This window comes from Nonomuraea sp. PA05 (genome assembly GCF_008086045.1).
Lineage (GTDB): Bacteria > Actinomycetota > Actinomycetes > Streptosporangiales > Streptosporangiaceae > Nonomuraea > Nonomuraea monospora.
On record NZ_VSEY01000004.1, the window covers coordinates 59,042 to 71,823 of the forward strand.

Annotated in this window: 9 protein-coding genes; 4 read left to right on the top strand and 5 right to left on the bottom strand. The window is 74.5% G+C overall.

The window, feature by feature from the left end; translation table 11 throughout:
• The first annotated feature begins 3 nt into the window (after positions 1-3).
• Together FXF51_RS07700 and FXF51_RS07705 are read left to right on the top strand one after the other, a co-directional pair.
• On the top strand, positions 4-783 hold the full coding sequence (locus FXF51_RS07700) for a BtpA/SgcQ family protein (protein ID WP_148433576.1): 780 nt from the start codon (positions 4-6) through the stop codon (positions 781-783).
• Positions 780-1,913: an SIS domain-containing protein gene (locus FXF51_RS07705; protein ID WP_148433577.1), complete on the top strand. Its 1,134-nt coding sequence runs from the start codon at positions 780-782 to the stop codon at positions 1,911-1,913. Before FXF51_RS07700 ends, FXF51_RS07705 begins: the two co-directional genes overlap by 4 nt.
• A gap of 52 nt (positions 1,914-1,965) precedes the next feature.
• On the opposite strand, the gene FXF51_RS07710 is transcribed toward FXF51_RS07705, so the two are convergent.
• On the bottom strand, positions 1,966-3,357 hold the full coding sequence (locus tag FXF51_RS07710) for an aldehyde dehydrogenase family protein (RefSeq protein ID WP_222871175.1): 1,392 nt from the start codon (positions 3,355-3,357) through the stop codon (positions 1,966-1,968).
• A gap of 109 nt (positions 3,358-3,466) precedes the next feature.
• Here FXF51_RS07710 and FXF51_RS07715 point away from each other — a divergent pair, with 109 nt between their 5' ends.
• Both FXF51_RS07715 and FXF51_RS07720 read left to right on the top strand, forming a co-directional pair.
• Entirely contained in the window at positions 3,467-5,329 is a 1,863-nt protein-coding gene (locus FXF51_RS07715) for a non-ribosomal peptide synthetase (RefSeq protein ID WP_148433578.1), read from the top strand.
• Entirely contained in the window at positions 5,329-7,167 is a 1,839-nt protein-coding gene (locus FXF51_RS07720) for a hypothetical protein (RefSeq protein ID WP_148433579.1), read from the top strand. The genes FXF51_RS07715 and FXF51_RS07720 overlap by 1 nt, the downstream gene beginning before the upstream one ends.
• Before the next feature lie 28 nt (positions 7,168-7,195).
• On the opposite strand, the gene FXF51_RS07725 is transcribed toward FXF51_RS07720, so the two are convergent.
• The 4 genes from FXF51_RS07725 to FXF51_RS60635 all read right to left on the bottom strand — a co-directional run bounded on the left by FXF51_RS07725 (position 7,196) and on the right by FXF51_RS60635 (position 12,780).
• A complete protein-coding gene (locus tag FXF51_RS07725) occupies positions 7,196-8,677 on the bottom strand; it encodes a condensation domain-containing protein (RefSeq protein WP_148433580.1) in 1,482 nt (493 codons plus the stop codon).
• Positions 8,678-8,754: 77 nt separating this feature from the next.
• On the bottom strand, positions 8,755-10,197 hold the full coding sequence (locus FXF51_RS07730; protein ID WP_148433581.1) for an AMP-binding protein: 1,443 nt from the start codon (positions 10,195-10,197) through the stop codon (positions 8,755-8,757).
• A 13-nt stretch (positions 10,198-10,210) separates the two neighbouring features.
• On the bottom strand, positions 10,211-11,452 hold the full coding sequence (locus tag FXF51_RS07735) for an MFS transporter (RefSeq protein WP_187414245.1): 1,242 nt from the start codon (positions 11,450-11,452) through the stop codon (positions 10,211-10,213).
• A complete protein-coding gene (locus FXF51_RS60635; RefSeq protein ID WP_187414246.1) occupies positions 11,449-12,780 on the bottom strand; it encodes an acetyl-CoA carboxylase biotin carboxylase subunit family protein in 1,332 nt (443 codons plus the stop codon). The genes FXF51_RS07735 and FXF51_RS60635 overlap by 4 nt, the downstream gene beginning before the upstream one ends.
• Positions 12,781-12,782: the final 2 nt, after the last annotated feature.

A 12,782-nucleotide genomic window follows, 5' to 3' on the forward strand; every position in this document is an offset into this window, starting at 1 on the left:
GCCATGTCGAAACTGATCATCGGCATGGTGCACCTCAAGCCGCTGCCCGGCACCCCGTACTACGAGGAGGGCAGCTTCCAGCGCACCCTCGACACCGCCGTCGAGTCCGCCCGCGCCCTGTTCAACGGCGGCGCGGACGGCTGCCTGGTGCAGACCGTGGAGCGGGTCTACCGGGTGGACGACGAGTCGGACGCGGCCAGGACCGCCGCCATGGCCCTCGTCGTCAACGCGATCGTCCAGACCGCCGGGCCCGGCTTCCAGGTCGGCGTCCAGCTCATGCGCAACGCGCTCAAGGCCTCGCTCGCGGTCGCCGCCGTCACCGGAGCCTCCTTCATCAGGGCGGGCACGCTGGTCGGCGCGACACTCACCGAGCACGGCATGGTGACGGCCGACCCGATCGGCGTCATGGAGTACCGCCACCGCGTCGGGGCGCGGGGCGTCCGGGTGCTCGCCGACGTCGACTCCAGCCACTTCACCTGGTACGGCGGCGACAAGCCGACGTCCGAGGTGGCCAGGGCGGCCGTGAAGGTGGGCGCCGACGCGGTGGTGCTCGGTCACGCCGACGAACGCAGGACCACGAAGCTGATCGCCTCGGTCCGCGCCGCCGTCCCCGACGTGCCGATCATCCTGGCCGGGCACACCGACCACGCCAACGCCGCCAGGCTGCTGGCCCAGGCCGACGGCGCGTTCGTGGGGAGCTGCCTGGAGCGCGGCGGCTTTGGCGGCAGCGTGGACGTGGAGCTGGTCAGGCGGTACGTCGAGATCGTCAGGGGGATCAAGTGAATCCCGAGGTTCTCGTCCGGCAGGCGGAGCGGCTCGCCGACGATCTGCGGGAGCGGGCCGGGGTGTTCGCGCGGCGGGCCTCCGGGCTGCTGGGCGAGGCGGAGGTCGGCGGCATCGAGCGGGTCTGGCTGGTGGGTGACGGGGACTCCTATCACGCCTCGTGCGCGGCCGAGCTTGCCTTCGCCTCGATCGGCGGGGTGGCTTGCCGGCCTGCCGGCGCCTTCCGGTTCTCGGCCTACGACGCGCCGTGGGCCCACCGGCCCGGCGGGGGACGAACGTCTCGCGAGGGGCGGGCGCCTGGCGCGGAGCCGACGCCTGGCGGGGGGCGGACGCCCGGCGGGAAGCCGACGCCCGGCGGGGGGCGGACGCTGGTGGTGGCGGCGACCGCGTCAGGACGTACGCCCGCCGTGCTGGCCGCGCTCGAACGGGCCGCCGCCGAGGGCGCGCTCACCCTGGTCGTGACCGGCACGGACGGCTCGCCGGTGACGAAGGTGGCCGAACGGGTCCTGCTGGTGGACCTGCCCGGGCTGGAGCCGTCGCCGGGGGTGCGGACGTACCAGGCGAGCCTGCTGGGCCTGACGCTGATCGCGATGCGGCTGGGCGCGGCCGAGGCGCTGCACGCCGAGTTCGGCCCGCTCGCCGACGCGGTGGCCGCGACGCACCGGGCCACCGGCGAGCGCGCCAGCGAGGAGGCCGCGTACCTGGCCGGGCACGCGTCCGCCGCCGTCCTGGGCAGCGGGCCGAGTCACGGCACGGCCATGTTCGCGGCGGCCAAGCTGGTGGAGTCGGCCGGGCTGTTCGCCCTGGGCCAGGACCTGGAGGAGTGGGCGCACGTCGAGCGGTGGGCTCACCCGCGCGACATGCCGGTGTACGTGCTCGCGCCGCCCGGCCGCTCCCGCGCGCACGCGGGCCGGATCGCCGCGCGGGCCCGCGAGCTGGGCAGGCACGTCGTCGTCGTGGCGGACGACGGCGACACGGAGGCGGCGGCCCACGCGACGTTCCCGGTGGCGGGGCGGGTGCGCGAGGAGCTGTCGCCGTTCCTGTACCACCTGTTCGGCGTGCACCTGGCGGCGCGGGTGACGGAACGGCTGGGCAGGCGCCCGTTCCAGCGGGACGAGGCCCGCCCATGACCTCTCACCCTGCCCAACGGAACGAGGCCCGCGCATGACCTCCCGCCCCTGGCTACCTCAGTCGTACGGTGACGGTTTTGGGTCGCTGGTACTCGGCCAGTGCCAGCACGCTCAGGTCGGTGCCGTGCCCGGACTGCCCCCGCCCGCCGTGCGGCAGCTCAGCGGTCTGCTCCAGGTGGCAGTTGACCCACACCTCCCCCGCGTTCAACGCGCCCGCCAGGTCGAGCACCGGCCCCACCTCGGCGCCCCAGACGCTGGCCGCCAGCGCCTGCGGCAGCCCGTTGGCCAGCCGCACGGCCTCCTCCAGGTCGCGGGCGGCCTGCACGGTGAGCACGGGCGCGAACACCTCCTCGACGATCGCCGGGGCGCCGGGTTCGAGGTCGGCCAGCACGCGGGCGGGCCGCCAGTAGCCGCCGGACTCGCCGGGCCCGGCCGTGACGGGGCCGGTGTGCTCGACGCCCGCGCCGCTCAGCGCGAGGATGCGGTCGTGCCGGTCGGCCTGGCCCGCGTTGTTCAGCGGGCCGAACCCGACGCCGGCCGCGCGCGCCGCCATCGCCTCCGCGAGGCGCTCGACGGTCTCCTTGTAGTTGTCGCGCAGGGTGATCACGCGGGCGGGCGCCGCGCAGCTCTGCCCCGCGTTGTACGTCGAGGCCGCGGCCAGCTCCCCGTACGTGTACGCGGGCGCGCCCGGCAGCACCAGCGCAGGGCAGTTGCCGCCCAGCTCCAGGCTCACCCTGCGCACCCCGGCCGCGGCGGCGACGTCGAGCCCGCCGGCCACGCTGCCGGTGAACGCCACCGCGTCCACCTCGGCGCGCACCAGCAGCCTGCCGGTCTCCCTGTCGCCCGGCACGACGGCCAGCACGCCGGCGCCCAGCGTCTCTTCGGCGTGACCGGCCAGCAGCAGGACGCTGTCGGGCGTGGTCTCGGCCGGCTTGAGCACCACGGTGTTGCCCGCCGCCAGGGCGGGCGCGAGCCGCCACATGGCCATGAGCAGCGGATAGTTCCACGGCACCACGGCCGCCACGACGCCCAGCGGCTCCCACCGCACCCAGCTCTCCCGTCCGGGCAGCCGCCTGCCGCCCGCCGGGGCGAGGTCGGCGCGTGCGGCCCCGGCGTAGAAGCGCAGCACGTCGGCGCTCGTCGCGACCTCCGCGACGGCGTCCGCCTCCGGCTTGCCGGTGCCCGCCCGCTCGGCCGCGGCGTAGTCGGCGGACCGCTCCTCGATGACCTCCGCCAGGCGCAGCAGCGCACGAGCCCGCTCGCCCGGCACGTGCGCCGACCAGCGCGGCAGCGCCTCCCGCGCGGCCGACACCGCCTCGGTCACCTCCTGCTCCCTCGCCGGCCGGTACGCCCCGCGCGCCGCGCCCGTCCGCGGATCGGCGACGGTGACGAGTTCCGGCGAAGAATCGACTGCCCGGTCCACGGAAAAGAGATGATCAGTCACAACGGCGATCGTAACGAATGGCGACCGTTCCGACGAGGGCGGAAATTCTCCCGGAGCGTGCGCGCCGGGCGGCAAGCGCCCGCGATATGTCCTGCCATCAGGAGTGAGAATGAGCCCGACAATTACCAGTCTTTTCGAGGCGCAGGTCGCCAGGACGCCCGGCGCGCCTGCGGTTCAGCATCCGGACGCGGGGCGCGAGCTGAGTTATCGTGACCTGTCCCGCGAGGCGAACCGGCTGGCCCGGGCGCTGGTCGCGCGCGGCCTGCCGGCGGCCGGCAAGGTCGCGGTATGCCTGCCCCAGGGCGTGGACAGGATCGCCGCGTTCCTCGCCGCGGGAAAGGCCGGCGCCGCATATGTGTCCATGGACCCGGCCCAGCCCAAGGCCCGCCATGAATTCATCGCCGACGACAGCCGGGCCGATATCGTGATCACCGTCGAAGAACTCGCCGGACATTTCCCCGGGACACCGGCACTGCTGGTCGACACCGACCGCGCCGAAATAGCCGCGATGCCGCCGGAACCGCCGCCCGCCCGGCCCGGCAACGAAGTGGCCATCATTTATTACACCTCCGGGACGACCGGTACGCCGAAAGGCGTCCTCATCTCCCACGAAGGCGTCGCGCATTTCCTGCGCGGCCTGCGCGACCCCGCCCTGTCGCCGTCGGACCGCATGGCCCAGGTCAACAACCCGGCCTTCGACGCCACCACCTTCGAGGTGTACGGGGCGCTCACCAGCGGCGGCTGCCTGGTGATCATCTCCAGGGACCTGCTCACCGACCCCGCCGAGTTCGGCGAGGCGATCAAGCGGCACGGCGTCACCACGGCGCTGCTCGCCACGTCGGTGTTCCACGAGATCGCGGCCGGGAACCCGGCCGCCTTCGCCCCGCTGCGCGTGCTGGTCACCGGCGGCGAGGCCCTCGACCCGCGCAGGGCCCGTGACGTGCTGGCCGCAGGGCGGCCCGGCCACCTGCTCAACGCCTACGGCCCCACGGAGGCGACCACGTTCGTGACGTGGCACGAGGTCACCGCCGTCGCCGGGGACGCCCGCTCGATCCCCATCGGGCTGCCGTTGGGGGAGGTCAGGGCGTACGTGCTGGACAAGGACCTGCGGCCGGTGCCGGACGGCGAGCCGGGCGAGCTCTGCCTCGCCGGGCCGTGCCTGGCGCTGGGCTACCTCAACCGGCCCGAGCTGACCGAGGCCGCCTTCGTGCCCGATCCGGCCGTGCCGGGCGAGCTGATGTACCGGACGGGCGACTTCGCCCGGCGCGGGCCCGGCGGGGTGCTGGGGTTCGCCGGGCGGATCGACAGGCAGGTGAAGCTGCGCGGCTACCGCATCGAGCTGGGCGAGATCGAGGCGCAGGTGATCGCGCATCCGGACGTGGCCGGGGGTGCCGTGCTCGTCGAGGGTGAGGGGGACAGCAGGAGGCTGGCGGCGTATGTCGTTCCCGCCCGGGGGGCTGATGGGGATCTTCCTGGGCGGCTGCGGGCTCATCTGGCTGAGCGGCTGCCGCTGTGGATGGTGCCGGGGCTGACGGTGCTCGACCGGTTGCCGCTGACGTCCACCGGCAAACTGGACAGGGCGGCACTGACCGCGATCGCCGGGGAGCGGCGCGCCGAGGCAGGCCCGCCCTTCGCCCACGCGGCCCCGACCAGCGCCGACGCGGGCGTGGGCGGCGAGGCGGGGCTGGCTGGGGTGGCGCCGTTGGAGAGCTGGCTGGCGGGTGTCTGGACCGAGCTGACGGGCATCGCCCCCAAGGGCCCCGACGACGACTTCTTCGTCATCGGCGGCCACTCCGTCCTGGTCGGCAGGCTGCGCGCGAGAGTCCGCGCCGTGCTCGGCACGCAGCCCCCGCTACGCGACTACTTCCGCAACAGCAGGCTCTCGGAGCAGGCCGCGATGCTCCGCCGCCACGACGCCGGCAGGAACCTCGACGCGCTGGTCTCCGCGCTCCCCGACAGGCAGGCCCAGTGATGGAGGCCACCGTTCTGTGCCGCGACGCCGCCGGCTACGCGAGCGCCGCCGCCGAGTGGACGCCCGGCCGCCCCTTCCCGCTGCTGGCCTGCCGGGCGCTCGACCGGTACCGGTCGCTGTTCCCTGACGGCGGCACGCTGCCCGCGATCGAACGGGCGGAGCGGCCCGGCGTGGTGATGTCCGTCGGCGACGCGGCGGCGGCGGGCCGCATGCTGGCCGCCGCCACCGGCCGCGAGCACCACCTGGTCGAGCCCGAGCACCTGCTCAAGCGGCTGGCCGGATACGCGGGCGAGCTGGTCGCCGTGGTGGGCCTGGCGGAGGACCTCACGGCGGCCGGCGACTGGCCGGGCGCGACCGGCGCGAGCGTCGGCGTGCTGACCGCCCGCGACCTGCCGTCCCTGGCCTGCCTGGTCTACCGGAGCCTGACGGTCGGCGCGGTGGGCGAGGACCGCGTCTTCATCGCCTCCCACCCCATGCTGGAGGACTCGGAGTCGGCCGACACCGTCGAGTTCGCCGGCCTCGACGTGATCCGCGAGCGCAGGCTCAAGGTCGTGGTGGTGCGCAGCCTCGGCAAGGAGTGCTGCGTGGGGCTGCCCGACGGCATCATCTGCGGGCGCTCCGACCCGATCGACGGCCCGCTGTCGCCCTTCGAGCCGCACTACCGGCACATGCCCTGCATGAAGGGCGAAGGCTGCCACCGCGCAGACCTCACCGAGGACCAGCGGCTGCCCGCCGCCGACGTGCACGCCACCGTCGTCTTCACCCACAGCTGCGGATCCATCGGCGTCGGCGCCAACATCTACCCCAACCACATCGCCCTCGCCCTGGGATTCATGGAGGGGACGGCCGTCGCGGTGGTCGGCGCCATGGGCGTGCACATTGTGCAGCGCAGCGCCCAGGCCGAGTTCGAGTCGGCGCTGGCCGACGGGCTGCCGCTGGGCCGCGTCGTCGAACGGCTGGCCGGGCGCGTCCACCCCATCAACGGCTACCTCAACCGGTTCGGCCTGCTCGGCGACCCCGGCCTGGTCGTGCCGTGGCCGGACGGGCGCGCCGCCCTCAGGAGCACCCCAGGCCCGCGCGCCGACGAGGCCGTCGTGCGCCGCCTGTCCCAGCTCCAGAACGTCATCCTGCCCAGGCTGGAACGGCTGCCCTGGCTGGAGCCCGCCGTGGACGCCGCCGAGATCGCCGGCCTGCGCGACCAGGTGCGCGACCTGTCGGCCGACCTGCTCGCGCCCGGCCTGGCCGGCCAGGTCACCCGGCTGGAGAACGAGATCGCCGACTTCCAGGTGCGGACCGTCCGCGAGGTGGCCGCCGGCATCTACGTCTCCGGCTGGAACTACGGCGGCCCTTCACTCGACGGCCTCCGGCAGGTGGCCCAGCGCGACGAGACCTGCCCGAGCTGCCTGCGCGACACCGCCGTGCTGGTCACCCTGCGGCACGTCGTCCACGACGGGCTCACCGTACGGACGCTGCAGTGCCGCAGGTGCGGCGACATCTGGTGGACCAGCGAGAGCGGGGAGCCCACCGTGGTGCTGCACGGGCCGGTGGACGTGGACGCCGTGCGCGGCACCGTCGCCCGGCCCACCCGGCAGATCCGCAACGGGGGCGGTGAGACGTTGCGCGGGGGGATCGGGTTCGCGTTCGCGCTGCGCAAGCGGTTCGGGTTGCCGCCCGAGACCGCCTCGCCCGTCACGGTCGCGCCGTACGGCACGGTCACGTACACGGCGGAGACCGACCTGGTCGCGTACCGTCCCAGGCCGGACGTGCACACTTCCGTCTTCGTCGCGGTGCTCAACGGGCACTACGTCGCCTCGGCCATGATGCTGCGCCTGTCCTGACGTCGCAGATGCCTTCTCGGGGGCCTTCTCAGGGGGCGCGCAGGCTGGTCAGCAGGTCCGCCACCTCGCTGACCACCGCGCGCCCCGACCGTTCGTCCACGACGTCCTCCCGCCACCGGGCCGCGACCGCCCAGCCGCCGTCCGGCTGCGGCTCCACCTCCACGACCAGCGGCGCGCTCGCCCGTGGCGCGCGCACCCGCACCGGCTCGACGGCGATCCCCGTGCCGCCGAACGTCCCCGTCTCCAGGGGAGCCTGCAAGGCGACCATCACCTCGTACAGGGGAGGGCGGGCGGCCCCGGGCCGGAGGGAGCGGACGAGCCGGTCGTACGGGGTGCGCGCGTGGCGCAGGGCGCGCAACGTCAGGCGGGCCGTCTCCTGGACGCGCTCCTCAGGACGGCCGTCCCGCACCGAGTCGAACGGCAGCACGACAGGGTTGACGAAGCAGCCGATGACGGAGTTGAACACGCTCTCGAAGCGGCCCGACGCGATCGTGGCCAGGTTCAGCCGGTCGGCGCCGAAGACGCGGCCCAGCGCGCGGGCCGTGCCGTACAGGACGCTCGCCAGCGGGACGGCCCCTCGCGCGCGCACCGCCGCCGACAGCTCGCCGACGGTCACCGGGTCGAGCGTGATCTCGTGCTCGTGGCGCGGGGCCTGGCCTGGAGGCGTGGGGAGCAGGGGTGGGGGGTCCGTGGCGAGCAGGTCGTGCCAGAACGGGAGGTCGCGGGACACCCACTGCTCCACCATGTCGTGCTCCCACTGCGCGTAATGGTGGTAACCGGGCACGGGCGGCCAGCCGGGCTCCCGGCCTGCGGCGCGGGCGGCGTAGGCGGTGCCGAGGTCTTCGAGGAGGATCAGCTCCGAGCGGCCGTCGAAGATGATGTGGTGCATGCTCAGGCAGAGCAGCCAGGAGTCAGGGCCCAGTCGCGCGAGGCGTGCTCGGAGTGGGGGGTGTTCCTCCAGGTCGAAGGGCTGGTCCCACCAGTCGGCGCAGAGGTCGGCGGCGGGGAGGGGGCTGGTCGGCGGTAACGGGGTGCGGTCCGGGGGGAGCACGCGCTGGAGTGGCTCGCCCTCGTCGTCCCAGTAGTGGACGGTGCGCAGGATCGGGTGCCGCTCCACCACGTCGCCGTAGGCCGTGGCCAGCGCTTCGGGATCGAGGGGGCCCGACAGCCGGTACGCGAGGACGACGTGGTTGTCGTCCTGGCCAGGGGCGAGCGTCTCGTCGAGGAGGAAGCGCTGCTGGCCGTGGGAGAGGGGGACGGGCACACCCGCGCTCCCGCCGGGGACCCAGGAAGCCGCCCGTTCCACCAGCTCGGGCAGGGAGCCGCCGCTGAGGACGTCGGGCACGCGCACGTCGGTGCCCAGCCGGACCGACAGCCGCATGGCCAGCCGCAACGCCTGCTCCGGTGTCAGCCCCGCGAGGTCCAGCCCACCGGCCGCCCCCAGCCGCCACCGCCCGGCCAGCTCACCCAGCTCCGCGACCAGCGCCGCGGACTCCGTAGTCGATCCCACCGCACCCCGCCCAGCCGCACCCCGCCCAGCCGCACCCCGCCCAGCCGCACCCAGCCCAGCCGCACCCCGCCCAGCCGTCACCGTGCCTCCTCGGCCAGCCTGGCCCGGTCGAGCTTGCCGTTGGCGGTCAGCGGCAGCGCGTCCACCCGCCGCCACGCGACCGGCACCATGTAATCGGGCACCCTGGCCCCCACGTGCCTCCTGAGCTCGGCGGAGCCGACCTCCTCCCCCACGTACACGGCCACGAGCTGCGCGTCCACCACGACCACGGCCACCTCCTTCACCCCGTCATGAGCCCGTGCCGCCGCCTCCACCTCGTCCGGCTCCACCCGGTACCCGCGCAACTTGACCTGCCGGTCCACCCGCCCGAGGTGAACCAGCGCGCCGCCCTCCCACCGCACCCGATCTCCCGTGCGGTACCAGTCGGCGGCCCCCGGAAGATCCACCGGCTCGCAGGGCCCGTCGCCGCGCAGGAACCGCCCGGCGTTGTCCGCCGGATCGACGTACCCCGAGAAGCGCTGCCCGCCACGTACACACAGCTCGCCGGTGTCGAGCACCAGGGAGTCGAGATGCGGGTAGACCCGGCCGATGGGCACCGTGCCGTTGCTGGTGGGGATCCAGTCGGCCGGATCGGCGGGCAGCCGGTGGTTCGCGCACACGCCGGCCAGTTCGGTGGGCCCGTAGTTGTTCTCGATGACGTTCGCGCCGACCGCGCGCCGCCAGGCGGTCGCGGCGGCGTAGCTGAGCTGCTCGCCGCTGAACATGCTCCACCGCAGGTCGGGCAGGCAGCCGTCGGTGAGGGTACGGGTGCGCCGCGACAGGGTGATGATGGACGGCACGGTGTCGAGGTGGGAGATGCGCTGCTCTCGCAGGAACCGTACGGGGCTCAGCCAGGTGCGCTGCCCGGCCACGACGAGCGTCGCCCCGGTGGCCCAGGTCGCGAGGAGCTCGAACACGGACGCGTCGAAGGTCAGCTCGGCGGCCTGGGCGACGCGGTCCCCGGGCCCCAGCTCGTACAGGGGGCACACGTGGCCGAGGTAGTGCGCGAGCGCGCGGTGCGTGATCGGCACGCCCTTGGGGGTGCCCGTGGAGCCTGAGGTGTAGATGACGTAGGCGTCGTCGTCCAGGTCCGGGCCGGGGGCGGGGGTTCTGGCGCCCTCCGTGGGGATCGTCATGACGGGCGCCCCCAGGTCCGCGGGCGGTCCGTCGAGCAGCACCAGGTCGGGCCGGGCGGCGCGCACGACGTCGCGGATCCGGGCGTCCGGCCAGCGCGGGCTCATGGGCAGCACCGCGCCGCCCGCCCGCAGCACGCCGAGGTAGGCGGCGTAGGTGAGGGCGGATCTGTCGCCGCGGAGCGCGACCCTGCGGGTGCCGCCGAGCAGGGGCGCCACGTGGGCGCTGACCACCGCGGACAGGTCCCACAGCTCGCCGTAGGTGAGGTCCCTGTCCTGGAGGCTGAGTGCGGTCAGGGAGCGGCGGCGTCCGGCCGTCTCCCCGATCTGGGCGACGATGTCATGCATGGTCCTGCTCCGATCAGTTCGCCGGGGCCGGCTCGGGTCGCGGGGGGCGCAGTTCGCGTACGCTCGGATAGGCGAGGCTGACCAGCCGCGGCAGGGCGACCACGACCGCCATCACGGCCAGCACGACCGCCGCGCTGTCGCCGTCGGCGGCGGCCACGGCACCCAGCGCGTACCCGACAGGGCGCAGCGCCTGCGAGCTGAGCCAGTCGTAGGAGGAGACCTTCGACAGCGCGTCCGGCGGCACGTGCTGCTGCATTGTGGTGATCCAGATCGAGTCGGCGGCCGTCATTCCGGCCCCCGCCAGCGCGATCGCCACCGCCTGCACGGGTGCGGGCACGCCGAGCGCGATCAGCAGCAGCGCGGGGACGAGCAGTAGTTCGGCCAGCCTGGCGACCAGCAGGGGGCGTCTGGGCTGGTAGCCGCCGAGCAGCACCAGGTCGCCGAGCACGTCGCCGACGCCGAGCGCCGCGACGACCAGCGCCCATCCGAACGCGCCGCCCTGCTCCTGCAAGGCCAGCACCGGCCCCGTGACGAGGAACACGGCGATGGCCACGTGCGTGCAGGCGAAGCAGGTGACGCTGGTCCAGATCCACGGCGTGCGGGTGACCAGCCGGAAGCCGTCGGACAGCTCCTTGAGCATGCCGCCGCCCGCGCGCGGCGGGGCCGCCGGGACCCTGATCCGGGAGGCGAGGTAGGCGCTGAGCAGGAAGGTGCCGCCGTCCAGGAGCAGCGCCCAGCCCGCGCCGATGGTGGCCGCCAGCGCTCCGGCGATCAGCGGCCCGGCGATGCCGGACAGGCTCCTGGTGATCGACATCAGCGCGTTGGCGCGCTGCAGGTCCTCTTTGGGGACGGTGAACGCGGTCAGCCCGCCGGCGGCCGGCAAATGGAAGGCCTGCGCGGTGCCGAACAGCACCTGGAGGCCGATCAGCAGCACCAGGTCGATCTCGCCGGACAGGATCATCGCGCCGAGGCCGAGCTGCACCAGGCCGCGGACCACGTCCATGCCGGCCATCATCAGGTGGCGCGGCAGCCGGTCCGCCCAGACGCCGCCGATCAGCAGGAACACGACCAGCGGGATGGTGCTCGCCCCGAGCGCGATGCCGGCCGCCGCGCCCGAGCCGGTGACCTGCAGCAGCCCCACCGTGAGCGCTACCAGGCTGAGCATGTTGCCGGTGACGGACACCGAGAAGCCCGCGAACTGGTACCTGAACGCCCGGTGCCGCAGCGGCGCCAGCGACTCCTTCCACCGCGTCACCGCTCCGCCCCCATCTCCGCCCCCATCTCCGCCCCCATTTCCGCTGCCAGGACGCGCAGCAGGCGGGCCACGGCGGCGTCGAGCGCGGGCCGGTCGCCGGCGCGCAGCGTCACGTTGGCCATCCGGAACTGCGTGGCCGACTTGGGCGCGCCGTCCTCGGCCAGTTCGTCCACCGCGCACACGCCGGGCAGCGCGCGCAGCTCGCGCCGGCGCAGCGAGGTGCGGACCGGCCCCGCCCTGTCGGCGAACGTGGGGAACACGCCGGCCGCCGCGCCGCCCAGCGCGGCCGAGCCGGGCTCCGGCGTCTCACCGGCCGCCACCCGCAGCGCCATCGCGACCAGGTCGGGCCCGTCGAGCAGGCGGAACAGCCGCGCCGTGTGCCCGGCCAGCCGCCCGTTCACCTCCAGCAGCTCGAACCCCTCCGCCGTGAGCAGCAGCTCCGTGTGCGTCAGCCGGGACCGCACGCCGAGCACGCCGAGCACCCGCCCGGTGTACTCCTCGGCCGCGCGGCACCGCTCCTCGGGCAGACAGGACGGGAGGATGTCGCCCTGGACGTTCACCGCGTCGGCGCCCGCGGCCCCCGCGCCCCTGGTGACCGCGACCGGCAGCTTGTCGAGCACGCCGAGGTGCACCCGCCCGTCACGCGTCGAGAGGGTCTCGACCGAGACGAGGCTGCCCAGCCAGTCCGGGCCCGTGGGATGCGGCGCAGGATCGATCCGCGTCTCCAGCATCAGCCCCGCCCAGCCGTGACGCAGGCCGAGCTGCCGCCGCACGTCCCGCTCGTCGTCGAGGAACGCGACGCCCTGGCCGCCGGCCGCCCGCCTGGGCTTGAGCACGCAGGGACGGCCGAGCGCGGCGAACCCCGCCACCAGGTCCTCCGGCCCCTCGACCGGCACGGCCTCCACCGAGGTCAGGCCGTGCTGCTTGAGCAGCCGCCGCTGCACGAGCTTGTCCCACGGATCGGCCACGGCATAGGACGCCGCATGGGCCACGGCATGCGCCACGGCATCGGACGCGGCATCGGGCGCAGGCGCGGTCGCCGCCGCGTGCAGCTCGTCGGCCAGCTCCAGCTCGTCGTCGTGGAACGTGGTCACGCCGCGCAGCCCGAGCGAGGCGACCAGCTCCCCGTACCCCTGCTCGGGCAGCACGTGGCATTCGAAGAACCGCTCCGCGACTCGCATGACGTCCGGAGAAGCCGCCGCGACCGCCGCCCTGACCAGCATCACCACCTCGCACACGCCCTGGGAGGCGACGTAGATCTCGCGGAGGTTGGCGGCGCCGTCCGGGCGGTGGCAGACGCCCAGTCTGGGCACGATGGGCTCGGGCATGC

What these genes read in the sequence shown, in the direction of transcription:
- FXF51_RS07730 (WP_148433581.1), bottom strand. Translation starts at nt 10,197, where the DNA reads ATGCATGACATCGTCGCCCAGATCGGGGAGACGGCCGGACGCCGCCGC.
- FXF51_RS07700 (WP_148433576.1), top strand. Translation starts at nt 4, where the DNA reads ATGTCGAAACTGATCATCGGCATGGTGCACCTCAAGCCGCTGCCCGGC.
- FXF51_RS07715 (WP_148433578.1), top strand. Translation starts at nt 3,467, where the DNA reads ATGAGCCCGACAATTACCAGTCTTTTCGAGGCGCAGGTCGCCAGGACG.
- FXF51_RS60635 (WP_187414246.1), bottom strand. Translation starts at nt 12,780, where the DNA reads ATGCCCGAGCCCATCGTGCCCAGACTGGGCGTCTGCCACCGCCCGGAC.
- FXF51_RS07720 (WP_148433579.1), top strand. Translation starts at nt 5,329, where the DNA reads ATGGAGGCCACCGTTCTGTGCCGCGACGCCGCCGGCTACGCGAGCGCC.